21 protein-coding genes are annotated in these 22,974 nt (G+C 65.4%); 5 read left to right on the forward strand and 16 right to left on the reverse strand.

Translation table 11 applies throughout. The features are described 5' to 3' along the window. Positions 1 to 16 precede the first annotated feature (16 nt). Positions 17 to 595: a nucleotidyltransferase family protein gene (locus tag CH273_RS18670; protein ID WP_032398474.1), complete on the reverse strand. Its 579-nt coding sequence runs from the start codon at positions 593 to 595 to the stop codon at positions 17 to 19. Continuing rightward, positions 592 to 1,734, reverse strand: coding sequence for a M24 family metallopeptidase (locus CH273_RS18675; RefSeq protein WP_032398080.1), 1,143 nt, complete (start codon positions 1,732 to 1,734; stop codon positions 592 to 594). Before CH273_RS18675 ends, CH273_RS18670 begins: the two co-directional genes overlap by 4 nt. Before the next feature lie 27 nt (positions 1,735 to 1,761). Here CH273_RS18675 and CH273_RS18680 point away from each other — a divergent pair, with 27 nt between their 5' ends. Further along, positions 1,762 to 2,739, forward strand: coding sequence for a 5'-3' exonuclease (locus CH273_RS18680; protein WP_032398473.1), 978 nt, complete (start codon positions 1,762 to 1,764; stop codon positions 2,737 to 2,739). Positions 2,740 to 2,758: 19 nt separating this feature from the next. Here CH273_RS18680 and CH273_RS18685 read toward each other — a convergent pair whose 3' ends face one another. From CH273_RS18685 to pafA, 7 genes are all read right to left on the reverse strand, one after another. Next, positions 2,759 to 3,667 carry a DUF4333 domain-containing protein gene (locus CH273_RS18685; protein ID WP_032398079.1) on the reverse strand — a complete coding sequence of 303 codons (909 nt, stop codon included), beginning with the start codon at positions 3,665 to 3,667 and terminating at the stop codon, positions 2,759 to 2,761. A gap of 94 nt (positions 3,668 to 3,761) precedes the next feature. Continuing rightward, positions 3,762 to 6,536 (reverse strand): DEAD/DEAH box helicase, encoded by a 2,775-nt coding sequence (locus CH273_RS18690; RefSeq protein ID WP_045195196.1) that lies wholly within the window; start codon positions 6,534 to 6,536, stop codon positions 3,762 to 3,764. Between the two features lie 27 nt (positions 6,537 to 6,563). Next, the gene (gene tatC, locus CH273_RS18695) at positions 6,564 to 7,535 is read right to left on the reverse strand and encodes a twin-arginine translocase subunit TatC (RefSeq protein ID WP_032398078.1); all 972 of its coding nucleotides are present in this window, start codon (positions 7,533 to 7,535) and stop codon (positions 6,564 to 6,566) included. Between the two features lie 110 nt (positions 7,536 to 7,645). Continuing rightward, a complete protein-coding gene (gene tatA, locus CH273_RS18700; RefSeq protein ID WP_032398077.1) occupies positions 7,646 to 7,912 on the reverse strand; it encodes a Sec-independent protein translocase subunit TatA in 267 nt (88 codons plus the stop codon). 86 nt (positions 7,913 to 7,998) lie between these two features. Continuing rightward, positions 7,999 to 8,994: a helix-turn-helix transcriptional regulator gene (locus CH273_RS18705; RefSeq protein WP_032398076.1), complete on the reverse strand. Its 996-nt coding sequence runs from the start codon at positions 8,992 to 8,994 to the stop codon at positions 7,999 to 8,001. Then, a complete protein-coding gene (locus CH273_RS18710) occupies positions 8,991 to 9,983 on the reverse strand; it encodes a helix-turn-helix transcriptional regulator (RefSeq protein ID WP_032398075.1) in 993 nt (330 codons plus the stop codon). Before CH273_RS18710 ends, CH273_RS18705 begins: the two co-directional genes overlap by 4 nt. A 61-nt stretch (positions 9,984 to 10,044) precedes the next feature. Continuing rightward, positions 10,045 to 11,403 (reverse strand): Pup--protein ligase, encoded by a 1,359-nt coding sequence (gene pafA / locus CH273_RS18715; protein ID WP_176459280.1) that lies wholly within the window; start codon positions 11,401 to 11,403, stop codon positions 10,045 to 10,047. A gap of 98 nt (positions 11,404 to 11,501) precedes the next feature. Between pafA and CH273_RS18720 the strand changes: the two genes are divergently transcribed. Next, on the forward strand, positions 11,502 to 12,968 hold the full coding sequence (locus CH273_RS18720; protein WP_032398073.1) for a bifunctional phosphatase PAP2/diacylglycerol kinase family protein: 1,467 nt from the start codon (positions 11,502 to 11,504) through the stop codon (positions 12,966 to 12,968). A gap of 33 nt (positions 12,969 to 13,001) precedes the next feature. Here the strand turns inward: CH273_RS18720 and prcA are convergent, their stop codons facing one another. From prcA to arc, 5 genes are all read right to left on the reverse strand, one after another. Next, entirely contained in the window at positions 13,002 to 13,775 is a 774-nt protein-coding gene (gene prcA, locus CH273_RS18725) for a proteasome subunit alpha (RefSeq protein ID WP_032398072.1), read from the reverse strand. Then, positions 13,772 to 14,713, reverse strand: a complete 942-nt coding sequence (gene prcB / locus CH273_RS18730; protein ID WP_032398071.1) for a proteasome subunit beta — start codon at positions 14,711 to 14,713, stop codon at positions 13,772 to 13,774. The genes prcA and prcB overlap by 4 nt, the downstream gene beginning before the upstream one ends. Next, positions 14,710 to 14,904 (reverse strand): ubiquitin-like protein Pup, encoded by a 195-nt coding sequence (locus CH273_RS18735; protein WP_008716348.1) that lies wholly within the window; start codon positions 14,902 to 14,904, stop codon positions 14,710 to 14,712. The genes prcB and CH273_RS18735 overlap by 4 nt, the downstream gene beginning before the upstream one ends. A 194-nt stretch (positions 14,905 to 15,098) precedes the next feature. Next, positions 15,099 to 16,598: a depupylase/deamidase Dop gene (gene dop / locus CH273_RS18740; RefSeq protein WP_032398070.1), complete on the reverse strand. Its 1,500-nt coding sequence runs from the start codon at positions 16,596 to 16,598 to the stop codon at positions 15,099 to 15,101. Positions 16,599 to 16,680: 82 nt separating this feature from the next. Continuing rightward, positions 16,681 to 18,444, reverse strand: a complete 1,764-nt coding sequence (gene arc, locus CH273_RS18745; protein WP_032398471.1) for a proteasome ATPase — start codon at positions 18,442 to 18,444, stop codon at positions 16,681 to 16,683. 184 nt (positions 18,445 to 18,628) lie between these two features. Between arc and CH273_RS18750 the strand changes: the two genes are divergently transcribed. Then, positions 18,629 to 19,114 (forward strand): hypothetical protein, encoded by a 486-nt coding sequence (locus CH273_RS18750; RefSeq protein WP_032398470.1) that lies wholly within the window; start codon positions 18,629 to 18,631, stop codon positions 19,112 to 19,114. A 34-nt stretch (positions 19,115 to 19,148) separates the two neighbouring features. On the opposite strand, the gene CH273_RS18755 is transcribed toward CH273_RS18750, so the two are convergent. Next, positions 19,149 to 20,015 carry a tRNA (adenine-N1)-methyltransferase gene (locus CH273_RS18755; protein WP_032398469.1) on the reverse strand — a complete coding sequence of 289 codons (867 nt, stop codon included), beginning with the start codon at positions 20,013 to 20,015 and terminating at the stop codon, positions 19,149 to 19,151. A 355-nt stretch (positions 20,016 to 20,370) separates the two neighbouring features. Here CH273_RS18755 and CH273_RS18760 point away from each other — a divergent pair, with 355 nt between their 5' ends. Further along, the gene (locus CH273_RS18760; RefSeq protein ID WP_032398468.1) at positions 20,371 to 21,210 is read left to right on the forward strand and encodes a RecB family exonuclease; all 840 of its coding nucleotides are present in this window, start codon (positions 20,371 to 20,373) and stop codon (positions 21,208 to 21,210) included. Further along, on the forward strand, positions 21,207 to 22,019 hold the full coding sequence (locus CH273_RS18765; RefSeq protein WP_082322660.1) for a thioesterase family protein: 813 nt from the start codon (positions 21,207 to 21,209) through the stop codon (positions 22,017 to 22,019). The genes CH273_RS18760 and CH273_RS18765 overlap by 4 nt, the downstream gene beginning before the upstream one ends. Positions 22,020 to 22,087: 68 nt before the next feature. Here the strand turns inward: CH273_RS18765 and hisG are convergent, their stop codons facing one another. After that, positions 22,088 to 22,939, reverse strand: a complete 852-nt coding sequence (gene hisG / locus CH273_RS18770; protein ID WP_032398069.1) for an ATP phosphoribosyltransferase — start codon at positions 22,937 to 22,939, stop codon at positions 22,088 to 22,090. Positions 22,940 to 22,974: the final 35 nt, after the last annotated feature.

A 22,974-nucleotide genomic window follows, 5' to 3' on the forward strand; every position in this document is an offset into this window, starting at 1 on the left:
GCCGTCCCGTCGGCTTTCACCGCCAGGGAAGCACGGTCAGGTTCGGCCATTCGGTCGTCCACCGGGCAGCCTTGGCCTCGTACACGTGCCGCATCGGCAACCGCGGGTTCGGCCGCACGATTCCCGCGAAGAGATCCTCGAATCCGTGCGGTGCGTACACGACGTCCGTACCGCCCTGGTCGGTGGTGATGCCGAAGCAGCACGTCGTGGAGACGAAGTGATCGATCGCATCCTCGGTGCTTCGGTACGGTGCGATCGCAGTGCCGAAATGCTGCTCGTACCACAGGTGTACCCGCGCCTCGTTGCGTACTTCGACGTCCACACCGAGGTCGGCGAACACCGATGCCGCGCGCTCGATCACCTCGTTCTCCGATTCGTAGGACAGATCGGAGTCGTCGAAGTAGAAGAAGTCGTAGTCCCGGATACCCGCACGAAGGTCCCTACCGGCCAGGTGGTTCCAGACCGTCTGGAACAGGCCACCCGCCGTCAGGTACCACCCGGGAAGCTTCAGTTCTGGTGCACGTCGAAGTATCTCGGCGACAGCAGGATTGGATCGAACGATCGAGACGAACTCGGGCTCGCCTCGATTCGTCACGCCGGCAGGACGGCCAGGCCGTGCGGCCGCAGGTTGACCGACTCGCACCCGTCCGCGGTGACGACGACGATGTCCTCGATGCGCGCACCCCACTGTCCGCGGAAGTAGATTCCCGGCTCGATGCTGAACGCCATTCCTTCGGTCAGCGTGATGTCGTTGCCGGCAACGATGTACGGCTCCTCGTGCACCGACAGGCCGATCCCGTGCCCGGTCCGGTGCAGGAACGCCTCGCCCAGACCGGCGTCGACCAGCACGTCGCGGGCTGCCGCATCGATGGACTGCGCCGTGACGCCGGGCACCACCGCATCGACAGCTGCCTGCTGGGCCCGCTCGAGTACCGCGTACTGCTCGGCGATTTCTGCCGAGGGCTCGCCGAGACTGTAGGTGCGGGTCGAGTCGGAGTTGTATCCCGGTCCAACGGGTCCCCCGATGTCGATCACCACGATGTCGCCTGCCTCGACGACTCGATCGGAGACCTCGTGGTGCGGGTCGGCACCGTGAGGCCCGGACCCGACGATGATGAATTCCGGTGCTGTATGGCCTTCTTCGACAATCGCGGCCGCGATGTCCGAGGCGATCTCCGCTTCCGTGCGGCCTACTCGAAGCCACTCGCCCATCCGGGCGTGCACGCGGTCGATGGCGTACCCGGCGCGGCGCAACGCGTCGATCTCGGCCGCATCCTTGACCATTCGAAGTTCGCGAAGCACGTCGGTGGCCAGCACCGGGACCGTGCCGAAGACACCCGCCAACGGCACGAAATGCAGGGCAGGCATGGCGTCGGCGACGGCTGTTCTCGTTCCACCGGGAACTGCCGCTGCCACCATTGCGTACGGATCCACACCGTCGACCCAGTCGACGAGCGTCAGAGACAGCTCCTGCGCCGCGGAATCACCCAGTGCGGCGAGCTCGAGCCGCGGAACCACGACCGTCGGGGTGCTGCCGTCCGCCGGAACGACCAGAGCGATGAGACGCTCGAACGAGCTGGCCTTCGATCCGATCAGGTACTGCAGATCGGGACCCGGGGTGATCAACAGGGCATCCAAGCCTGCTTCCGACGTCAGGCGAGCCGCGCGGGCGAGTCTGGACGCGTAGACATCGCTGGAGAAACGTGAGGAACTGACCGAAGAATCGACACTCATACCTTCAGGCTAATGCCGTACGGCAAGATGAGCCCTATGACCGCCCCCGGAAAGTCTCCGTTGCTGCTCCTCGACGGTGCGAGCCTGTGGTTCAGGGCCTACTACGCACTGCCCGAGTCGATTACGGCCCCCGACGGGCGACCCGTCAATGCCGTTCGCGGCTTCCTCGACATGATCTCGGCGTTGATTGCGCGCACCGAACCCAGCCGACTCGCAGTGTGCCTCGATCTCGACTGGCGCCCACAGTTCCGCGTCGACCTCGTGCCGTCCTACAAGGCGCATCGTGTTGCCGACGCTGCCCCGGAGGTCGCCGAGAGCGAAGAAGTTCCGGAGACCCTGACACCACAGGTGGACATGATCATGGATGTGCTCGCCGCATTGGGGATCGCGACCGCAGGCGCAGACGGTCTCGAAGCCGACGACGTGCTGGGAACCCTGGCAGCACGCGAGCGTCAGGACCCGGTGGTCGTGGTCAGCGGGGACAGGGATCTACTTCAGGTCGCCGCCGACGAACCGAACGAGGTGCGCGTTCTGTACGTGGGACGCGGTTTGGCCAAGGCCGAATTGTTCGATCCCGCACTGGTTTCCGAGCGCTACGGTGTTCCGCTTCATCGAGCGGGTGCGGCGTACGCGGAACTCGCCTTGCTGCGCGGCGATGCCTCGGACGGCCTGCCCGGTGTCAAAGGGATCGGTGAGAAGACGGCGTCGACGTTGATGCTGAACTACGAATCCGTCGCTGCGTTGCGCGCTGCGGCCCTCGACCCGGCATCGGACATGGCCAAGGGCATCCGGGCGAAGCTGGCCAATGCGAGTGAGTACCTGGACGCCGCGCTCCCCGTCGTCCGAGTTGTCACCGACGCCGATGTCGTCCTGTCGAAATCCGACGAGATTCCGGCCGAGCCCGCCGATCTCGACGCGCTGAACACACTCGCCGAAGCCCTCGGTATCGAGAACGCCGTGGCCCGCCTCGTCGCTGCGATGGCGGCCACGGCCTCGACAGCCTGAACGGCCGACCGACGCGGGACTACTTGGGTAGGGAGACCTCGTAGTTGGCGTCGTCGTCGAGGAAGGTCAACGTCACCGTCTTGAACGCACCGTCGACCGTCAGGGTGCAATCGACACTGGTCTTTGCCTTGACCTCGATGTTCTGGGGGCAGGACACACCGGAGACGTCGGACGCCCCGTAGGACTCGGTGACGACCGTGCGAATGCCCTCCTCGGCCGCCGCGGTGTCGAGGGTGGTCGTGCGGCCGAAGGCGAAGAACAACACCACAGCGATCACTGCGACCACGGCGACGACGGCACCCGCGATGATCAGAGGCTTCTTGGACTGTGATCCGGCCTGCCCTGGCCCCTGCTGATTCGGGTACTGCTGATTCGGATACGGCTGGTTGGGATTCCAGGGCTGCTGCGGCGGCTGTCCGTACTGCCCTTGTCCGTACTGCCCACCACCGAATTGCTGTGGTGCGTAGGGGTTCTGGTAGGCCGCATCGCCCGAAGCAGGCACGCCGGCACCGGGATAGGGCGCGCCGTACTGCTGACCGGCCGGATACTGACCGGTGGGGTTCTGGCCCTGGGGGTAGCCGCCCTGCGGATTCGTGCCTTGGGGGTACTGGCCCTGCGGGTAGCCGCCCTGCGCGTTCGGGGCCTGGGGGTATTGACCCTGCGGGTAGCCGGCAGATGGGTACTGGCCCTGGGGATACTGCCCCTGTGGGTACTGGCCCTGTGGGTACTGGCCGCCGGGCTGCTGCGGGCTCTGCCCGTACGGCGTGGCCGGCGGCTGCCCGTACTGACCCCACGCCGACGGCGTCGGTTGATCGGCCGAGGGGCCGCCGGGTTGCGTCTCCGGCGTGTCGTTCGCGGCACCGTCCTGCTGATCGGGCGTGCGCGACCAGCTGTTGTCCGGATCGGTCGGACCGTATGGGCCGCTCATCTCGCCTCCACTGAAAATTCGGATTCGTCGGGGGTACAGTATCCCGCCCGTACGACTCTCCGCTGTACCGACCCGGCAGTCCGATTCGCTCCTGTCATGCGGCATCGACAGCGACCACACCGCGGCGCAGAGCCGCGATCGCCCGCGCCGCAGTGCGCGAGAGTTCAGGCTCCGGGGCCGCGAGCCGAACCTGATCCAACAGGTCGATCACCTGCCGACACCAGCGCACGAAGTCTCCGCCCGACAGTGCTTTGCCGTTGTCGCCCGCGGTGACGAGAGCATCGACCAACGAATGGTTCGACGCCCACTTGTAGATCGCCTTCACGAATCCCATGTCGGGCTCTCTCGTCGGCGGAAGCTTGTGCCGAACTTCGTCGGACCTCAACTCGTGCCACACCCGCACCGTCTCGGTCAGCGCGTGTCGAATCGGACCCGTCGGACCGTGCGGAGTGATATCGCCCTCCGACCTGGACTCGTAGACCACCGCCGAGACCACCGCCGCCAACTCTGCCGGAGAAAGGCCTTGCCACAGGCCGCCGCGCAGGCATTCGGCGACCAGGAGGTCGGACTCGGAATAGATCCGACTCAGCCGTGCGCCGTCGTCGGTGACCTTCGGATCCTTGCCTGCCGTCACGTACCCGCGGTCGGCGAGCAACGCCAGGATACGGTCGAACGTTCGGGCGAGGGAGTTCGTCGTCGCCGATACCTTCTGGCGCATCGTTTCGGTCTCCCGAGCCAGCCGGTTGTAGCGCTCACCGGTGCGGCCGAGCTCGTCGCGATCGGGGCGCGCGTGCACCGGATGCGATCGAATGGCTCTCCGAAGCGTGGCCAGTTCCTTGTCGTCCGCTGCGGTCGATTTGCGGCGGACTCGGTCCGACGGCTGCGAGATTCCGCGTGTGACCAGGGCGGCCGCGAGATCGCGCCGGGTCTTGGCGGTGCGATGATCGACGAAGCGCGGAAGGCGCATGGTGCCCAAAGACGTTGCAGGCGAGGGGAAGTCCGCTGCGGAAAGCCGCCCGGCCCATTTGTCCTCGGTCAGTACGAGCGGCCGCGGATCGGCCCGGTCGTCATCCGCCTCCAGGACCACCGCAAGACCGCTGCGGCGACCGGTCGGCACCGAGATCACGTCGCCGCGCCGCAAGGCACGGAGTGAATCGACTGCCTTGTCCCGTCGATCGGACCTGTTCTGGCGTTCGAGGGTCTTCTCACGATCCTTGAGCCGCTCACGCAGCCGCGCATACTCGAAATACTCGCCGTCGGGGCCGCCGAGGCGTGCCCCGAGCGCCTCCAACGTCTGCATGTTCTTCTCGATGCCGCGCACCATCCCGACGACGGACCGGTCGGCCTGGAACTGGGCGAAGGACCGTTCGAGCAACAGACGCGAATCGGCCGCACCGAACTGTTCGATCAGGTTGATCGACATGTTGTAGGCCGGCGCGAACGAACTGCGCAGCGGGAAAGTGCGGGTCGACGCCAGACCGGCGACCTCGGTCGGCTCCGTGCCGGGCTGCCACAGCACGACGGCATGCCCCTCGACGTCGATACCGCGCCGTCCGGCCCGGCCGGTCAGCTGGGTGTACTCCCCCGGCGTCAACTCGGCGTGTGTCTCACCGTTGAACTTGACCAGCTTCTCGAGCACGACGGTTCGAGCAGGCATGTTGATCCCGAGAGCCAACGTCTCGGTGGCGAAGACCGCCCGGACCAGGCCCTTGACGAACAACTCCTCGACGGTATGCCGAAAGACCGGCAACATCCCGGCGTGGTGAGCGGCGAATCCACGCTCGAGCGCGTCGCGCCACTCCCAGAAGCCCAGGACCTCCAGGTCCTCGCGTGGCAGCTCCGAGGTGTGCTTCTCGACGATGTACCGGATCTCCTCGGCCTGCTCGGGCGTGGTCAGCACCAGCCGCGAACGCATGCACTGGGTCAGCGCGCCGTCACAGCCTGCGCGGCTGAAGATGAATGTGATCGCCGGGAGCAGACCTTCTTCGTCGAGTTTGGCGATCACATCGGGTCGGGCCAGTGGGCGGTTGTTCGCTCCGCTGCCGTGACCGCCACCGCGACCTCCGCCGCCTGCCCGACCGCCGCGGCCTCTGCTGTGTGGTGCATGCCAGCGGTCCATCGAGTCGAGGGACTGACGTTGTTTGACGTGTCGTACGAGTTCCCGATCGACGACGATCTTCTGACTGCCGTCGGCCGACTGGGCTCGCGTGTCGAACAGATCGAACAATCGGCGACCCACCATGATGTGCTGCGACAGGGGTACCGGGCGGTTCTCGTCGACCACGACCGAGGTGTCTCCGCGGACCGTGCTCATCCAGGCACCGAACTCCTCGGCGTTGCTCACCGTGGCCGAGAGGCTGACCAGTCGAACGTCGTCGGACAGGTGCAGGATGACCTCTTCCCACACCGCGCCTCGGAAACGGTCGGCGAGGTAGTGCACCTCGTCCATGACGACGTGCGAGAGACCTCGCAATGCGTCCGAGGATGCGTAGAGCATGTTGCGCAGCACTTCGGTCGTCATGATGACGATGGGGGCATCGGGGTTGATCGACGAGTCTCCGGTCAGCAGCCCGACCGTGTCACGCCCGTACCGCGCGGTCAGCTCGGCGAACTTCTGGTTGCTGAGCGCCTTGATCGGGGTGGTGTAGAAGCACTTGCGTCCGGCGGCGAGCGCCAGGTGCACCGCGAATTCGCCGATGACGGTCTTGCCTGCACCGGTGGGGGCGCAGACCAGAACGCCGTGACCGTTCTCGAGTGCCGTACACGCGTCCACCTGGAACCGATCGAGCGGGAAACCGAGTTCGGACGAAAAGCGTTGCAGCTGGGTGGGTCGGGGGCTCGTCCCCGTATCGACGATCGGCTCGGTCATGCGATCGACCCGACGGTTCGGCCGCGGTCAGATCGTGTCGTCGTACTGTGCCTGCACTCGGGTCGCGGTACCGAAGCCGCTGGACGGCGGTGTCGGAGCGACGGCATCCGGTGACTCGATCGAACTTGCGCCGTCGATGCGCGTTGCTTCGTCATCTGACACATCACCCCATTCGTCTCTTCTCTTGCGCAACTTACGCTTGTCGTGAATCCGCGCAATCTGCACTGCCATCTCGAAGAGCACCGTCAACGCCAAGGCCAAGGCCAGCATCGAGAAAGGGTCCTGCCCCGGAGTCGCGATGGCCGCGAAGACGAACAGCCCGAAGATGAGACCTCGACGCCACGCCTTGAGTCGCTCGTAGGTGAGTACGCCGACGAAATTCAGGGCGACGACCAGCAACGGAATCTCGAAGCTGACGCCGAAGATGATGAGGAGGTTGATCAGGAATCCGAAGTACTGGTCACCGCTGAGCGCGGTGATCTGGACGTTGTCACCGATCGAGAGCAGGAAGTGCAGGCCCTTGGCCACCACGAAGTAGGCCAGGACGGCTCCGGTGACGAACAGCGCCGCGGCTCCGGTCACGAACGAGACCGCGTATCGACGTTCGTTCGCGTACAGACCCGGGGTGATGAACGCCCAGATCTGATACAGCCAGATGGGACAGGCCAGGACGACACCGGCGGTGAACGCGACCTTGAATCGCAACAGGAACTGATCGAACGGCCCGGTCGCCAGCAGACGACACTGGTCGTCGTTGCTCAGATTCGCGCGGAGGCTCGGATCGAGCGTGCAGTAGGGACCTCGTAGGAGGTCGCCGAGGCTCTCGACGCCGAAGATGGTGTGCGAGTACCAGAAGAACCCGAAAGCAGTCGTCAGCGCGACGGCGACCAACGACCACAGGAGCCGGGTTCGCAGCTCGTACAGGTGATCGACCAACGACATCGTGCCGTCGGGATTGACTCGGCGCTTGCTACGCCGCGGATCGAACGGAATGCGCATGGTGTTCTACGGTCAGCCTTCTTCGGTCGGACGACGGCGCGGAGCCGTCACCGACAGCAGTGAACCTGCGGTGCCACCTGGCACCGAAGGTGTGCTGAGCGGCCGTGCGCTCAGGCAGACTTCGCGTCGTGCTGGGTCTCGGTGTTCGGCTGCACGACAGGCGCAGGCGAAGGCAGCTGAGCGGGAGCGGTCGGCTGCTGCGCCGTCGCGGTGTCGGCGTCGGACTTGCCGTCGTTCTGCATCTCCTTCACCTCGCTCTTGAAGATGCGCAACGACCGGCCGAGTCCGCGAGCAGCCTCGGGCAGCTTCTTGGAACCGAACAGAATGATGACGACCACCGCAACGATGGCCCAGTGCCAAGGACTGGTGAATCCCATGCGAACCTCCTACAGATCAGATGAATCGAGCGTACCCGACCGCGGGCATCGCCTCCGGCAGCAGCGGGTGTCGGTTTGCCCCGTGTTCACGTGGGGACGGTGCCGTCCGCGCTGGTGGCATCGAGCTCGGCATACGCATCCAGGGCCGAGCGGGCACGATCGCGGACGGAGTTCACCAAGGATTCAGGTGCCAGTACCGTGACGCCGCCGCCGAAGCCCAAGGTCAATCGAGTCATCCACTGCAGCGTCGCGAACCTCATCGTGACCACGATGGAACCGTCGGCATCCGCGGCGACCTGCGTCATCGGGTAGTAGTCCAGAATCCAGGTGAAGGCCGGCGACACCTTCAGCCGGGCCTGCGAAAGCGAGGGATCGTCGTTGAAGATCTCGAAGGCGTCCTCGTCCTGCACCGATTCCGGAGGCGCGGCGGGTTCGTCGAGTTCGGTTGCCGAGTCGATGCGGTCGAATCGGAACAGCCGCACTCCCTCGGCGCTTCGGCACCACGCCTGGACGTAACTGTTGTCGTCGACGACGACCGTCCTGATCGGGTCCACGGTCCGTTCGGTGACGACATCCCGCGATGCGGAGTAGTAGGTCAGCTGCAGGGCATGCCGGTGACGCAGCGCAGAACGAACGGTACTCGAGACCGGTCCCTCCTCGGCACCTGCGCTGTCGTGATCCGACGAGAGCGGCACGTTGGCCGCAGCCGAGCCCGCTGCGGTCTCGATCTTCGCGATAGCGCGCTGAGCGGCGGACGGGTCGACCATGCCGGGCATGGACGTCAGGGATCGAAGCGCAACCAACAGGGCCGTCGCCTCGGTCGACGTCAGGCGCAGCGGTCGATCGATTCCGGCCGAGAACGTGACGTCGATGCTCTCCTCGGAGAACGACAGATCGATGAGATCACCCGGACCGTAACCGGGCAGACCGCACATCCAGAGCTGATTGAGATCGGCCATCAACGTCGCGGTCGACACCCCCAGCTCACGCGCGGCCTCCTCGGCACTCAAGCCGGGATTTGCCATGAAGAACGGCACCATGTTGAGCAATCTGGCCAGCCGAACCGACAGTCTCGCGCTCATCGCTGGTTCTCCACGTCGGCCGCTGTCTGCAGGGTCGAGATCACGTCGGCGCGCAATTCCGCGGGTTCGAGAACCACCGCATCCGCGCCGTGACCGGCGATCAACCGCGAGACCCAATCCCAGGACCGCACGGGCACCTCGACGACCGTGCCGCTTCGGGTGCCGAGACTCTGCACGCCCACCACCGTTCCCATTCTGCGCAATTCCAGCGCCCTTCCGTCCTGCAGCCACACTCGGGCCGTGCCCGATACCGAGGACGTGCCCGCCACTCGGCGGACGATCTCCTGCAGATCGACACCGTCGGGCTTGCGGACGCTCTGCGGGGTGCCGAACGACTTGACCTCGTCGCCGATTCGGGACAGGCGAAACGTGCGGGTGTCGTCGCGGTCCACGTCGTGCCCCACCAGATACCAGCGGCCGCGAAACGTCACCACACCCCACGGCTCGACGGTTCGGGTGGTGAACGGCTCGGTCAACGACGGGCGGTGTTGGAACCGTACCGACTTCCCGTCATCGATCGCGGCCAGCAGGGCACCCAGCGCGGGTTCGGAGCCTCGGGTACGGGCGGGAACCGCGGTCACCGCTGCGGCGGACTCGTTCTGGTCGACCTGAATACCGGCGGCGCGGAGTTTGAGCAACGCACTCTGTGCCGCCGAGGTGAGCTCCGGCGATTCCCACAGTTTGACCGCTACTGCGACGGCGGCCGATTCCTCGCTGGTGAGGTCGATGTCGGGAAGCTCGTAGGCATCGCGGTTGATGCGATAGCCCTCGACGCCGCCGAACCTGGTGGCGGTACCGGTTTCCAACGGGACACCGAGGTCACGCAGTTCGTTCTTGTCTCGCTCGAACATTCTGCTGAACGCTTCGTGGCTGGTGGAGTCGTCGTATCCGGCAACGCTCTCGCGGATCCACTCCGCGGTCAGGAACTGACGTGTCGACAGCAGACAGATGACCAGATTCATCAGGCGTTCGACTTTGGTGGTGGCCACGACAGTCGAGCCTAGTTGCTCACCGGTGGACGCAGCGGTAACGACCCGACTGCGTCCGGCACTACATCGACGCGATCAACCGTTCCACTCGCTCGTCGACCGATCGGAACGGGTCTTTGCAGAGCACGGTTCGCTGAGCCTGGTCGTTCAACTTCAGGTGTACCCAGTCGACGGTGAAGTCGCGACCCGCCTCCTGAGCGGCCGTGATGAATTCTCCGCGCAGCTTGGCCCTGGTGGTCTGCGGCGGCAGATCAACGGCCTCGTCGATCTGCTCGTCCTCGGTGACTCGCTTGGCCAGACCCTTGCGCTGCAGCAGATCGAACACTCCGCGGCCGCGCTTGATGTCGTGGTAGGCCAGGTCCAGCTGAGCGATCTTGGGATCGGACAGCTCCATCGAGTAACGGTCCTGGTAACGCTGGAACAGTTTGCGTTTGATGACCCAGTCGATCTCGGTGTCAACCTTCGCGAAATCCTGTGTCTCGATGGCGTCGAGCGTTCGTCCCCACAGGTCGACGACCTGCTCCACCTGAGTGTTCGGCTCGCGCGTCTTGAGATGCTCGACGGCTCGCGAGTAGTACTCGCGCTGGATATCGAGGGCGCTGGCCTGTCGTCCCCCGGCCAGTCGAACGGGGCGACGTCCGGTGAGGTCGTGACTGACCTCGCGGATTGCGCGAATCGGATTGTCCAGTGCGAAATCTCGGAAGGACACGCCCGCCTCGATCATCTCGAGAACGAGGGCTGCCGTACCGACCTTGAGCATCGTCGAGGTCTCGGCCATGTTCGAGTCGCCCACGATGACGTGCAGTCGGCGGTACTTCTCGGCGTCGGCGTGCGGCTCGTCGCGCGTGTTGATGATCGGCCGCGAACGAGTGGTGGCCGAGGAGACGCCTTCCCAGATGTGCTCGGCGCGCTGCGACAGGCAGAACGTCGCAGCCTTGGGCGTCTGGAGCACCTTGCCCGCGCCACAGATCAACTGACGCGTGACCAGGAACGGCAGCAGAACGTCCGAGATTCGGGAGAACTCGCCGGCACGTTGGACGAGAAAGTTCTCGTGGCAGCCGTAGGAGTTACCCGCCGAGTCGGTGTTGTTCTTGAACAGATAGATATCGCCCCCGATGCCCTCTTCGGCCAGGCGCTGCTCGGCGTCGATCAGCAGGTCTTCCAGTACCCGCTCGCCTGCGCGGTCGTGGGTTACCAGCTGCAACAGACTGTCGCACTCGGCGGTGGCGTACTCGGGATGCGAGCCCACGTCGAGGTACAGGCGGGCTCCGTTGCGAAGAAACACATTCGAGCTGCGACCCCACGAAACGACTCGGCGGAACAGATAGCGAGCCACTTCGTCCGGACTCAGCCGTCGATGTCCGTGGAAAGTACATGTGACACCGAACTCTGTCTCGATGCCCATAATTCGTCGCTGCACACTTCGACACTACAACGCAACCCGCGGATCGATGTGTCGGAGCGCCCCGATGTCGTCCGTCCGTGAGGATGCCGTCGCACGTGCCTAGGCTGGGCGTCATGACCTTGCGCACCCCGATCTCGACGGCCGTCCACGCGTGGGATCTGTCCCTGGTGGCACGAAGCGCCGCCCTGCGGCAGAGCAGAGCGGACGGTGGACTGCGCGCCCTGAGCAACGCCGCCGATCACGGTCGTCTGTGGCTCGGGGCGGCTGCGCTTCTCGTGGCCGCAGGTGGCCCGGCCCGCCGCGGCGGTGTCCGGGGGCTGGTGGCGCTGGCCGGTGCGAGCTCCGTGGCGAACGGGCTGCTCAAACCGCTGTTCCCGCGGACTCGTCCCGATTCCGAGTCGGTTCCCGTCCTGCGTCAGGTTCTGGCTCCGCCGGTGTCGTCGTCGTTTCCCTCGGGCCACTCGGCGTCCGCGGCTGCGTTCGTCACAGCGGTGGCGATCGAATCCCCGGTCGCAGGCGTGCTGCTGGCACCCGTTGCGGCCGCGGTGTGTTACTCGAGGGTCCACGTGGGCGTGCACTGGCCGACGGACGTCATCGCCGGCGCCGCTCTCGGCTCGGCCATCGCGTTGTCCACTCGTCGGTGGTGGGCCGTGCGATCGGAAGAGCCTGCCGATCTCGGCTCCCCGGTCCAGGTCGAGCCACTGCCGGGCGGCCGGGGGCTACTGGTACTCGTCAATCCGGGGTCGGGCACCGATTCGGACGCGGTGCCCGACGCGATCCGTCGAGCACTTCCCGATGCCGATCTGTTCGTGCCGAATCCCGATCAGGACTTCAACGAGCAACTGGAGCAGCGCATTCGGAGCACGTCCCCACGTGCCCTCGGTGTCTGCGGTGGTGACGGAACCGTGGTCAGCGTCGCCGCATCCGCGGTGCGCAACGGATTACCGCTCGCAGCATTTCCGGGTGGCACCCTCAACCATTTCGCGCGCGACACCGGATTGACCGTCGTGCAGGACACCGCTGCCGCCGTGGAAGCAGGCACCGCCGAACTGGTCGACATCGCCGAGGTGTCCGTCGACGGCCGCAGTGTGTCGTTCGTCAACACCGCAACGTTCGGTGGCTACCCCGACTCGGTTCGGCTACGTCAGAAATTGCAACGTCGAATCGGCAAATGGCCCGCGGCCGCCATCGCGATGACGCGGGTCCTGGCGGCTGCGGAACCACTGAACATCGGGCTCGACGGCACCGAGCAGTCGGTTTGGATGCTCTTCGTCGGCAACGGCAATTATGTACCGGCCGACCAAGTACCCATGTCTCGCAGCAGTATTCACACCGGCACCCTCGATGTCCGGTTTCTTCCGTCCGAGCCGAAAGCGTCCAGAACCAGACTGCTGTGGGCAACGTTGACCGGCACCCTCGGGTCCTCGCCCGCCTACGTCCGTCGAGCGGTGAAGGAGTTGACCGTCGAGGTGGAGGGTGCCCCCGTTGCCCTCGCGGCCGACGGTGAAGTGGTGGGCGACGGACGAAGGTTCGAGTTCACCAGTGACAAGAACGGCCTCGCGCTCTACCGAAAGCGATAGCGCGCGAGGCCGAACGAGTGTCGGGACCATCGGTCAGGACGGCGGTGCACCTTCGGTGTCGGGTGCCGTCTCGACCGCCGCGGTCGGCGCCGGCAACATGTCCTCCAGCGCAGCCCCGGCAATGCGTCTGAACGCTCGTCGCGGCCGCGCCTGGTCCAGCACGGCGACCTCGAGCGCCGACACCTCGAGAACCTTCTTCTCCGGCTCGCCGCCCGCCGCGGGCGGCGCAGTCGGGCCTGCCGTGAGTGCGTCGACGGCCACACGTACCGCGTCTGCCAGGTCCAGCCCGGCGCGGTAGGTGTCCTTCAGTGCGGCCACGATCGGCTCGGTCGTCCCGCCCATGACGACGAAATCCTGCTCGTCGACGATGGATCCGTCGTAGGTGATGCGGTAGAGCTGCGTGGCGATCGGCTCGTCCTGGTGCGACACCTCCGCGACACAGATCTCGACCTCGTACGGCTTGAGCTGCTCGGTGAAGATCGTGCCGAGTGCTTGCGCGTACGTCTTGGCGAGCGACCGGCCGGTCACGTCGCGCCGATCGTAGGTGTAGCCCTTGATATCGGCGTGCTGGATACCGGCCTTGCGCAGGTTCTCGAACTCGTTGTACTTGCCCACGGCCGCGAAGCCGATCCGGTCGTAGAGTTCGCTCACCTTGTGCAACGCGGTCGAACGGTTCTCGGCGACGAAGAGGACCCCGTCCGCATACGTCAGCACGATGACGCTGCGGCCGCGGCCGATTCCCTTGCGCGCCAACTCCGAACGATCGCGCATGATCTGTTCGGCAGATGCGTAGTACGGCATCGTCATGGTGCGCTACCCCCTTCGCTCACTTGCTGGCCGGCCCGAGTGTGGTGCTCGGCACCGCCGGAATGCGCTGCACTCTCCGTCCGCTCCGCGAGGACCGACCGAGCAGCAGCCGAAATCCTCTCGTGTGCAACGTCGTCCGCCCCGACACTGGTGATGGCAACTGCCGTCGGGTAGATCCCGCGGGTGACGTCAGGACCGCCTGTGGCCGAGTCGTCGTCGGCGGCGTCGTACAGCGATTCCACCGCTGCACGAATCGCCTCCTCCTCGGTCATTCCGGGGCGATAGAGCTTCTTGAGCGCGGACTTGGCGAACAACGATCCCGATCCCACGGCGTGGTAACCCGAACGCTCCTCGTATCGCCCGCCGACCACGTCGTAGGAGACGATGCGTCCGGCTCGATCCGGGTCCGAGATGTCGATGTCGAATCCGACCAGCAACGGGACGGCGGCGAGCCCTTGCATCGCGGCACCGAGGTTGCTTCGCACCATCGACGACAGCTTGTTGGCCTTGCCGTTGAACGTGAGCGGCACGCCTTCGATCTTCTCGTAGTGCTCGAGTTCGACGGCGAAGAGCCGAACCAGCTCGATCGCGATGCCCGCGGTTCCGGCGATACCCGCGGCGGAGTAGTCGTCGGTGACGTAGACCTTCTGCATGTCGCGGTTGGCGATCAGATTGCCCTGCGTGGCTCGCCGGTCACCCGCGATCAGAACGCCGCCTGCGTAGGTCAGTGCAACGATCGTCGTCCCGTGTGGAGCGATCCCGGACTTGTCCGAGCCGCCGTTAGCGGTGTTGGTCGCCAGATCCGCCGCGATACCGCTCTCGGGCAACAGATGGGGGGCGTGCCGACGAAGATAATCGGAGAACGACGAGCTGCTCGTCCCGAATGGGATCGCCGTTCCGTCGCCTGCCGACCGTGGGTCCGAACGATCCACCGTCACTGGCCGCCCTTCTGAACGTAGGCGCGGACGAAGTCCTCGGCGTTTTCCTCGAGCACGTCGTCGATCTCGTCGAGAAGGTCGTCGGTCTCCTCGGCCAGCTTCTCGCGTCGTTCCTGACCACCGGCTCCGGTGTCGCCGGGAACCTCATCGTCGTCGCCGCCGCCAGAGCGCCGTGTCTGCTCCTGTGCCATAGTCGCCGACCTCCTCCGTGTATCGAGAAAACAGATCTACTGCACTCTCACCGGTCGATCCGAGGTGCACCGTCGTGGATGTGCAAGTGCAACCGAACGTTCCGCCGAAAGTGCACGGACCTTTACCCTACCGACTGACCGACTCCGCCGGTCGACAAGACACCGCCTTTGGTCGGCGTCGGTCCCGGGGTGCGTCAGTTGGTGAGCTGATCGACGAGCTCTGCGGCGCTGTCGACCGACTCGAGCAGTGCACCGACGTGCGATTTGGTGCCCCGGAGTGGCTCGAGGGTCGGGATACGAACGAGGGAGTCACCGCCGAGATCGAAGATGACCGAGTCCCAGCTCGCCGCAGCGATGTCTGCCCCGAACTTGCGCAGGCACTCGCCGCGGAAGTACGCCCTCGTGTCCTCCGGCGGCGTGCCGACGGCATCGAGCACCTGCTGTTCGGTGACCAGTCGATCCATCGACCCACGAGCGACCAGCCGGTTGTACAGGCCTTTGTCCAGCCGAACATCGGAGTACTGCAGGTCGACCAGATGCAGTCGCGGAGCCGACCACCCGAGCCCCTCGCGCTGGCGGAATCCTTCCAGCAGGCGCAGTTTCGCGGGCCAGTCCAGCAGATGGGCGCACTCCATCGGATCCCGCTCGAGAAGGTCGAGGACCATGGCCCACTTGTCGAGCACGTCGAGTGCGCGCGCATCGTCACTACCCTCGGCAGCGACGAACTTGGCAACGCGCTGGTGGTAGATCCGCTGCAGCGCAAGCCCGGTCAGTTCGCGGCCGTCGGCGAGAGCGACGGCCTTGCGCAGCGTCGGATCGTGGCTGATCTGATGGACTGCGGTCACCGGCCTGGCCAGCTGCAGATCGGACAGGTCGACGCCGGCTTCGATGATGTCGAGCACGAGCGCTGTGGTGCCGACCTTGAGGTAGGTCGACATCTCGGCGAGATTGGCGTCGCCGATGATGCAGTGCAGGCGGCGATACTTGTCCGCGTCCGCGTGCGGTTCGTCGCGCGTGTTGATGATGCCGCGTTTGAGGGTGGTCTCGAGGCCCACCTCCACCTCGATGTAATCCGCCCGCTGCGAGAGCTGGAAGCCTGCTTCGTCGCCGGACTGGCCGATTCCGACGCGTCCGGACCCGGTGATGACCTGCCTCGAGGCGAAGAACGGCGACAGACCCGCGATGACCGCCGAGAACGGCGTCTCGCGCGACATCAGGTAGTTCTCGTGAGTGCCGTACGACGCGCCCTTACCGTCGACGTTGTTCTTGTACAGCTGCAGGCGCGGCGCTCCCGGGACGCTCGACGCATGGCGGGCTGCGGCTTCCATCACCCGCTCGCCTGCCTTGTCCCAGATGACCGCGTCCAGCGGGTCACGTACCTCCGGAGCCGAGTACTCGGGGTGGGCGTGATCGACGTACAGGCGAGCACCGTTGGTGAGAATCATGTTGGCTGCGCCGATCTCGTCGGCGTCGATCACCGGTGCGGGGCCACTGAAGCGTCCGAGGTCGAAGCCGCGAGCGTCACGCAGAGGCGATTCGACCTCGTAGTCCCAGCGCGTGCGCTTGGCCCGGGGAACTCCGGCGGCCGCCGCGTAGGCGAGCACTGCCTGGGTCGACGTCAGGATCGGGTTGGCGGTGGGTTCGGTGGGCGAAGAAATGCCGTACTCGACCTCGATACCGATGATGCGCTGCATGTGTCGAGCCTAGACGTCGACCGAAGAGCGCTTTCGGGGCGCGCCCTGTGCGGACGCGCCCCGAAAGTGGTGTTCGACGAAGCTACAGGTACTGGCCGGTGTTGGCCTCGGTGTCGATCGCCCGGCTCGCGCTGGCGTTCTTGCCGGTGACCAGCGTGCGAATGTAGACGATCCGCTCGCCCTTCTTGCCTGAGATTCGAGCCCAGTCGTCCGGGTTCGTGGTGTTCGGCAGGTCTTCGTTCTCGGCGAACTCGTCGACGATGGAGTCGAAGAGATGCTGAATCCGCAGACCGCTGTTTCCGGTTTCGAGTACCGACTTGATGGCGTACTTCTTCGCGCGGTCCACGATGTTCTGGATCATGGCCCCGGAGTTGAAGTCCTTGAAGTACAGAACCTCCTTGTCGCCGTTGGCATACGTCACCTCGAGGAAGCGGTTGTCGTCGCTTTCGGCGTACATGCGCTCGACGACGCGGTCGATCATCCCTCGGATGCAGGCTGCGCGGTCTCCAGCGAACTCCGCGACGTCGTCGGCGTTGACCGGCAGCGAATCGGTCAGGTACTTGGAGAAGATGTCCTGTGCCGATTCGGCGTCAGGCCGCTCGATCTTGATCTTGACGTCCAGGCGACCGGGCCGCAGGATCGCGGGGTCGATCATGTCCTCACGGTTGGAGGCACCGATCACGATGACGTTCTCCAGCCCCTCGACGCCGTCGATCTCGGCGAGCAGCTGCGGAACGACCGTCGTCTCGACGTCGGACGAGACGCCCGAACCGCGGGTTCGGAAGATCGAGTCCATCTCGTCGAAGAACACGATGACCGGGGTGCCCTCGGACGCCTTCTCCCGTGCGCGCTGGAAGATCATGCGGATGTGCCGCTCGGTCTCGCCGACGAACTTGTTGAGCAGTTCGGGGCCCTTGATGTTGAGGAAGAACGACTTCGCTTCCTTGGCGTCCTGCCCGCGGGCCTCGGCGATCTTCTTGGCCAACGAATTGGCAACGGCCTTGGCGATCAACGTCTTTCCGCAACCGGGAGGGCCGTAGAGCAGCACACCCTTGGGCGGACGCAGGGAGTACTCGCGGAACAGATCCTTGTGCAGGAACGGAAGTTCGACGGCGTCGCGAATCTGCTCGATCTGTCGCCCGAGACCACCGATGTCCTCGTATCCGACGTCCGGCACCTCTTCGAGGACCAGGTCCTCCACCTCGGCCTTGGGGACACGTTCGAAGGCGTAGCCGGCCTTGGTGTCGACGAGCAAGGAGTCGCCGGGGCGAAGTTTGCGGGACGGTTCGTCCGGGTCGATCGGACCCTCGTCGTTGACCATGTCGATCAACGGCTTGGCCAGCCACACGACTCGTTCCTCGTCGGCGTGACCGACGACGAGTGCCCTCGATCCATCGCCCAGAAGCTCACGCAGAGTGCTGATCTCGCCGACCTGGTCGAAGGTGCAGGCCTCGACGATGGTCAACGCTTCGTTCAGTCGCACCGTCTGTCCCGGTGCGAGTGAATCGGTCTCGATGTTCGGTGAACACGTCAGCCTCATCTTGCGTCCCGAGGTGAACACGTCGACCGTTCCGTCCTCGAACACGCTCAGCAGAACGCCGTAGCCGCTCGGTGGTTGACCGAGGCGATCCACCTCCTCCCGGAGCGCGATGAGCTGCTGTCTCGCCTCTTTGAGGGTGTCCATCAGTTTCGCGTTGCGCAGAGACAGTGAATCGACGCGACCTTCGAGTTCGCGTACCTGCTCGGGGGACTCCCCCAGTTGACGGCGCAGCGAAGCAGCTTCGGCTCGCACGGCGTCCAGTTCGGCTCTGGCCGCGGCCACATCCGGATTGTCTGTTGAGCTCATGAGCGACTCCTCCCAGTGACGATCTATCAACGCTACCGGCACCGGCCCGAATGTGCGGACCGACACCACGATCGGGTCGTGTGAGCACTGCGTCTCGACCGCACCGAGCGTCGGTCGAATTCATGTTAGCCTCACCTGACCAAACAGCGGACCGACGACGGAATCAGGGGCTTCACCAGTGAAGATGCGTAGTTTCTCGGTAGGTGTCGCGCTCGCGACGGCGGTGATGTCGGTAGCCGGGTGCAGCTCGGCCGATGAATCCGATCAGACCGATCACAATTCGACGTCGGCCGTCGAGAGCAGCGTTCCGGCAGCCGATGCGCCCGCCGTCGCGCCGCCGACATCCGGTGAACTCGAAGCATCTCTGCTGCAGTTGGTGGCCCCGAACGTCGACGCAGCGACGAAGGCGGCGTCGGTCGAGAACGGGCAGGCACGCCTGACCAACCTCGAAACGATGACCGCGGCCCTGGCGAACTACGGCGCGATCACGTTCGAGGTTGCCGAACCGACGGTCGAGGGCGAGACGTCGACCGCCGACGTCGCGATCGCCACCCCTCGGGGAACGGCAGCTCCGTCCCCTCAGACCTGGGTGCTGATCGATGGCGACTGGAAGCTCTCCGATGCCAGCACCTGCCAGATTCTCGCTATGGGACAGGCTCCCTGCGCCTAGACCGAGAGGTCGGAATCCTCGCCGACGCCGATCGTCATCCCTTGCCGGATCGACGCTGCGGCTTCGGCGTGACAGTGCCCTCGGCGAGGCGTCGAACACTCACCAGAAATGCGGTGTGCCCCTGCATCCGATGCTCGGGCCGAACCGCCAGTCCCACGACGTGCCAACCGCGCACCATCGACTCCCACGAACGGGGTTCGGTCCAGCATTCCTGTGCGCGTAGGGCTTCGACGACCTTGGACAGCTGCGTCACCGTCGCGACGTAGACCAACAGCACTCCGCCCGGAACGAGAGCTTTCGATACGGCGGGCAGTGCGTCCCAGGGGGCCAGCATGTCGAGAACCACCCGATCCACCTGCTCCCCCGGTCGATCGACACCGAACCGATCCACGTCGGCCACCGTCAGGTGCCAGTTGGACGGCCGCTCGCCGAAGAACGTCTCGACGTTCTTGACGGCGTAGTCGGCGTGGTCCTGGCGGATCTCGTAGGAGATGACCGTTCCTGTCGAACCGACCGCACGCAGCAGCGAACACGTCAGGGCGCCCGATCCGGCACCGGCTTCGAGAACTCGCGCCCCGGGGAACATGTCGCCCTCGTGGACGATCTGGGCTGCATCCTTGGGGTAGATGACCTGCGCGCCACGCGGCATCGACAGCACGTAGTCGGTCAACAGCGGCCGAAGCGCGAGGTAGGGGGTGCCGTTGACGGACGTGACGACGCTGCCCTCGTCCGCCCCGAGCAGTTTGTCGTGGGTGATCCCGCCCCGGTGCGTGTGGAATTCCTTGCCCGCCTCGAGCACCACCGTGTAGTGACGGCCCTTGCCGTCGGTGAGCTGGACTCGGTCTCCGACGCGGAACGGACCGCTGCGGGCGGGTCCGGTCGGTACCGGCTCGACGGGCATCCCGTCGTCGATCGTAGCGTCGTCGAGTTCGATCTCGTCGACGGTCGCGGTGACCACCTCGTCTGCACCTGGAGCCGGAACGTCGACGATCGCGTCGACCTCGGAACCGTCGCTCGCCGCGGACGCGGAATCACCGAAGGACACAGCATCACCGGACGGCACAGCGGAACCTGCTTTCGTTGCTCTGTTCGACGCCAGACCTGTTGGTCCGACACCTGGGACGACTCGACGTGCCAGACTACGGCCTTGACCGAAGATGTCGGACCAACGGCATAGTCTCGCAGTCGTGAGTATTTCCGTGTCGACGCCCATCGACTTGCCTCTACTCGACCTCGGCGACAGCGCGCGACCGCCGCTGGCGGTGCCGAGCCCCCGCAGCACGCCGGCCTTGTCGCCCTCCCGCGCAGGCGATTTCAAGCAATGTCCTCTCCTCTACCGCTTTCGCGCGGTCGACCGCATTCCCGAGGTCTCCACCGAAGCTCAGGTCAAGGGAACTGTGGTGCATGCCGCACTGGAGGCTCTCTACGCGCTGCCTGCGCAGGACCGCGTGCCGACGACTGCGCGCGACCTGGTGGATCCGGCGTGGGAGCGAGTGGTTGCCCAGTCGCCCGCCATCGAGTCGTTGGTTCCGGCCGACGAGCGGACGGCCTTTCTCGATCGCGCTCGGGCTCTGGTCGCCGGATACTACGAACTCGAGGACCCCACTCACTTCGAGCCCGAGTCCTGCGAGCAACGGGTGGAGATCGATCTGGACGACGGCACGCCGCTTCGGGGATTCATCGACCGTATCGACGTCGCACCCAACGGCATGATTCGCGTCGTCGACTACAAAACCGGTCGGGCACCGCGGGAGTTCACCGAGTCCAAGGCGCTGTTCCAGATGAAGTTCTACGCCTTGATGATCATGCGCATGCGCGGCGTCGTTCCGGCGCAACTGAAATTGATGTATCTGGCCGACAAGCAGGAACTGACCTACGCTCCGGACGAAGACGAGCTGCGCAGGTTCGAGCGCATGCTGTCTGCCATCTGGAAAGCGATTCTGGCTGCAGGCGAGACCGGTGACTTCCGCGCCAAGAAGGGCGCACTGTGCAAGTGGTGCGACCACCAGGCCCTGTGCCCCGAGTTCGGCGGCACTCCTCCGCCGTATCCGGGTTGGCCGCAGACGGCCCAGGCTTCTGCGGTGTCCGAGCAGTGACGATTCCGAACGCCTTCTTCGTCCCCGCCGGTGTCGGCAGTGAAGGCCACGAGAGGGTCACCGCCACCGAGCACACCGTCAGCCTGTGGGCACCGACGATGCAGCACGGGGCACCGCCGTCCGCCCTGTTGGTCCGTGCACTCGAGCGCGTCGACGCGCGCGAGGACACCCGGATCAGTCGGGTGGCCGTGGACATCCTCGGACCGGTTCCGGTCGGCGACATCGAGATCCGAGCATGGACCGAGCGTCCCGGTACCAATATCGAGCTCGTCGTGGCGGAACTCTGGGCGGCCGGTGCCTCGGGAACTGCGCGCGCTGTCGCCCGGGGCAGCGCATGGCGTATGCGCACCACGCCGACGGACGACGTGACTCACTCGGGTGATCCGGTGATGCGACCGGTGAGCGACGGTGTCGACTACACCTTCGGTGGCACCTGGTCGTCGGGTTATCTCGACGCCGTCGAATTCAAGATCCTCACCGGACTCGGAGAGGACGGACCGGGTGAGATCTGGGCCAGGCCCACACCCGTTCTCGTGCAGGGTGAATCGATGACATCCCTGGAGCGACTCTTCTCGATTGCGGATATCGCCAACGGCATCGGCGCGAAACTGCCGATCGACGAATGGACGTTCTTGAACACCGACCTGACGGTGCACGTGTTCAGGGTGCCGCAGGGTGAATGGGTAGGAGTCTCGGCGGAGACCTCCACCGGTCCCGACGGTATCGCCATGTGTGCAGGCACGCTCAGTGACAAACTGGGACCGGTCGGGCGCATCGCGCAGACGGTATTGGTTCGGCGTCGCACCTGACGAGCGACAACGATCGGGGCACCGCGGCGCGCACGCAACGCGCGAAACGACCCGTCGGCTGCCCGGACTCAGAATGCTCGACAGGACCTGATGTCGGAAGCGAGGATCGCCTTGGCACCCAGCTCGGCGAGCTGATCCATGACGTTGTTGTGGACCTTGCGAGAAACCATGGCGCGCACGGCAACCCAGTTGTCGTCGACCATCGGGGCGAGGGTCGGCGATTCGATTCCCGGGGTGATCTTCACGGCCTCGTCGAGGATCGCCTTGGGGCAGTCGTAATCGAGCATCAGGTACTGCTGCGCGAAGACGACGCCCTGGACACGGGCGATGAGTTGCTTGCGTGCGGAGTCGGTGCCCGGAGCGCCTGCTCGTTCGATCAACACACCCTCCGAATCGCAGAGAGATTCGCCGAAGGCCACGAGATTGTTCTGACGCAACGACCGTCCCGACTCCACCACGTCGGCGATCGCGTCGGCCACACCGAGCTGGATGGAGATCTCGACCGCACCGTCGAGGCGGATGACCGTAGCCTCGAGTCCTCTGGCGGCCAGATCCTTACGCACCAGGTTGGGATAGGACGTGGCGATGCGCAGTCCGCCCAGGTCCTCGGGTGCCCACTGCTTGCCCGCGGGTGCGGCGTAGCGGAAGGTCGATCGGCCGAACCCGAGTGCCAGCCGTTCCTCGACCGCGGCACCGGAATCGAGCGCCAGGTCGCGTCCGGTGATACCCAGATCCAATTGCCCGGATCCGACGTAGATCGCGATGTCCTTGGGGCGGAGAAAGAAGAACTCGACGCCGTTCGCCGGATCGAGAACCGTCAGGTCCTTCGAGTCGCTTCGGCGTCGGTAGCCGGCTTCACTGAGAATTTCGGCGGCGGACTCGGAGAGAGCGCCCTTGTTGGGTACGGCTACGCGCAGCATGGAGTGTCCTTGTTCGACGAGTTCGTGAGCGACAA

This window comes from Rhodococcus sp. 05-339-2 (assembly GCF_002258965.1).
GTDB lineage: Bacteria > Actinomycetota > Actinomycetes > Mycobacteriales > Mycobacteriaceae > Rhodococcoides.